Annotated in this window: 2 protein-coding genes; one reads left to right on the forward strand and one right to left on the reverse strand. The window is 58.1% G+C overall.

Annotated features, from left to right (window positions below):
- The first annotated feature begins 265 nt into the window (after positions 1-265).
- Complete coding sequence (locus ACTNBB_RS08965) at positions 266-1,087, forward strand: phosphatase (RefSeq protein WP_154517764.1); 822 nt, start codon at positions 266-268, stop codon at positions 1,085-1,087.
- Between the two features lie 63 nt (positions 1,088-1,150).
- Here the strand turns inward: ACTNBB_RS08965 and rlmD are convergent, their stop codons facing one another.
- Positions 1,151-2,599 carry a 23S rRNA (uracil(1939)-C(5))-methyltransferase RlmD gene (gene rlmD / locus ACTNBB_RS08970; RefSeq protein WP_154517766.1) on the reverse strand — a complete coding sequence of 483 codons (1,449 nt, stop codon included), beginning with the start codon at positions 2,597-2,599 and terminating at the stop codon, positions 1,151-1,153.
- Positions 2,600-2,819 lie beyond the last annotated feature (220 nt).

A 2,819-nucleotide genomic window follows, 5' to 3' on the forward strand; every position in this document is an offset into this window, starting at 1 on the left:
CCTTTCCACGAATCCTAGCTTCAGCAATTAAGATTCTAGGCGATAACCGCTTCCTGCTTTCTACGGCCAGGGAAGCGGCCCCTTACACCAACATTCGGCACGCGATCGCGCTCTGCCTACAATGTTTTACGTGAAACGGGGTTTGGTGTTAAACCGGACCCCGTTGTCATGGACGTTGTGTCTTTGGGATGGAGCGGTTTTACGACTATCGAAGGCTATGCGTACAATGAATATACGCGACGGCCATACCGGATAAGGAGACCTGATGCCCTACCTGCTTTCCTGTGACATTCATACCCATACGATGTTCTCTGCGCATGCATATTCGACCATTGAGGAGAATGTGTACTGGGCGGCAGAGCGTGGCCTGCAGGTGCTTGGATCTGCCGACCATCTGAGCTCTATGGTTACGGCTTGCCCCAATGACCTGCGCAGTTACCAGTTCTTTATCAACCAGGATATATGGCCGCGCATTTGGAGCGGCGTGTTGGTGCTGCGTGGCGCCGAGGCCGATATCGTTTCGCTGGACGGAAGTCTGTTTGGCGAGGACACTCCTGTCACGCTCGATATTGCCGGCGATTCGTACAGCCGTCAGCATTCGCTGTTCGATCGGGTTACGCGTAATTTGGATTATTTGGTTGCAAGCGTGCATAATCCGCAGTTCGCTGAAGGCGCGACGCTGGCCCAGACGACCGAGATGTATATCAATGCTCTGGAGCACCCCAAGGTGTTTATGCTGGGGCATACGGGTCGATCGGGCGTGCCGTTCGATATCGACGAGGTGTTGCTTGCTGCTAAGGCCAAGCACAAGATCATCGAGATCAACAATCACAGTCTTGAGCATGGCGCGGATGCCGAGCATTGGGACGTGTGCCGCAAGATTGCCGAGCGGTGCGCCGAGCTGGGCGTGGGGATTGGCGTCTCGACCGATGCGCACATTGGTATGGCAATTGGTAAGCTCGACCAAGCGCGCAAGATGCTCGACGAGATTCACTTTCCGCTGGATTTGATCGTGACGCGCGACCGCGAGACGCTACTGCGCGAGATGGCGGCAGCCGGCGTGTGTGACCTGCGCAAGAGGATGTAGCGGAGTTCATAAACCAAGTAAGGGGGCGGCCCAGACGGGTCGCCCCCTTCTTGTACCGGTGGATTAGCGGCGCTCGAGGACCGCTACAGTTTCGGTGTGGTCGGTATGGGGGAACATGTCGACGGGCGTGATCTTGAGCAGGCGATAGCCACCGTCGAGGAGCTGGTGCAGGTCACGCTCTTGGGTCACAGGGTTGCAGCTGATATAGGTGATGCGGCGAGGTCTAAGCGCGCAGGCGGCTTCGAGGAACTCGGGGGTAGAGCCGGCACGCGGCGGATCGATGGAAAGGACGTCGATGCGCTCGTTGTTGTCGGCGGCATCTAGGATGTAGTCGGTGGCATCGTCGGCCATAAACCAGGCGCTGCGGGTAAGACCGTTGAGCTCGGCGTTGCGGCGTGCGTCGGCAATGCCCGCCGGGTTGCGCTCCACGCCAAGCAACATGATGCCGATGCCCTTGTTCTGAGCTTCTTTAGCTGCGCAAAGACCGATGGTGCCGCTGCCGCAGTAGGCATCCATGAGAACATCGCCCTGGTGCAGATCCATGCCGTCGATAGCGAGCTGGTAGAGCAGCTCGGTCTGCTGCGGGTTGGTCTGGTAGAACGCGGTGGGGGAGATATCGAACTCGCAGCCGAGTAGCTGGTCGCGCATGCATTCAGCGCCATACACGATGTGGGTTTCCTCACCCAGGATGGCGTTGCCAGGGCGTCCGTTGATGTTTTGGGCGACGGTGACGATACGCGGATCGAGTGCGGCGATGGCCTCAAAGAATTCCTGCGCATGCGGCAGGTCGCGCTGGGCGGTAACGAGGGTGATCATGATCTGGTCGGTGCGCCAGCCGCAGCGAACGACGGCATAGCGAAGCAGGCCCAGATGTTTGTCCTCGTTAAAGGCGGGAATGTGCAGGCGCTCGGCCTCACGCGCAATGCCGTTAAGAATCTGACGGGCTCCCGGTGCCTCGACGGGGCATTCGGGAACAGCGACGATTCTGTGCGTGCCGCGCTCAAAAAAGCCGCAGCGGACAGCGCCCCCTTTGCCGGGGGCAAAGGGAGTGGCGGCCTTATGGCGAAAACCACGCGGCGCAGGATATTTGCCCGGGTCGCCCAGGGTAACGTCCATACCGCGAATGGGATCGACGGTTATGCCCTCACGCTCGCAAAGAGCAGCAAAAAGTTCATCCATAGCAGCCTGCTTGGTCGCCAGCTGCTTCTTATAAGGCCTGTTGAGCGCCGTGCATCCACCGCAAGCTTTCATGATGGAACAAGGCGACTTGGGATCAACGGCCTTATGAGCGGACCGGGACGACTCATTATGCGAGCGCTTGGAACGAGCTTGAGGTGCCTTACCCTCGCTCCGACGAGGGCTGGGACGCTTGGTCTTAGCCTTGCCCTTGGCCGGCCTGCCCTTCGCATCCTGAGACGACTTGGATTTCTTGGAAGATTTTTTCTCCTCCGACCCCTCAGCCGCCTCGATCAAAGCACGACGAGCCTTACGCTCCGCACGAGATTCTGCCATGAAGTAACCCCACTAATTTATAAATTGAAATCTGAAAGCATTGTACCGTGCCAAGCTAGCAGACGATATACAAGCGTCCACTTCACGTTAGTGACAAGTCCAACGACGTTTGCCCGGCGCGGGCGGGGAGCGGCGCGTAATTAAGTTTATCGCGAGTTCCGCACGCAAAGGAAAGCACTTAATGTGCTTTCCGTCTTGCGCAGGACTGTAGAGCAGGAAA

Origin of the sequence: Collinsella sp. HCP28S3_B9 (assembly GCF_052066095.1) — a bacterium.
Classification (GTDB): Bacteria; Actinomycetota; Coriobacteriia; order Coriobacteriales; family Coriobacteriaceae; genus Collinsella.

Bases quoted from the DNA above. Each gene is read 5' to 3' on its own strand.
- rlmD (WP_154517766.1), bottom strand. From the start codon at position 2,599: ATGGCAGAATCTCGTGCGGAGCGTAAGGCTCGTCGTGCTTTGATCGAG.
- ACTNBB_RS08965 (WP_154517764.1), top strand. From the start codon at position 266: ATGCCCTACCTGCTTTCCTGTGACATTCATACCCATACGATGTTCTCT.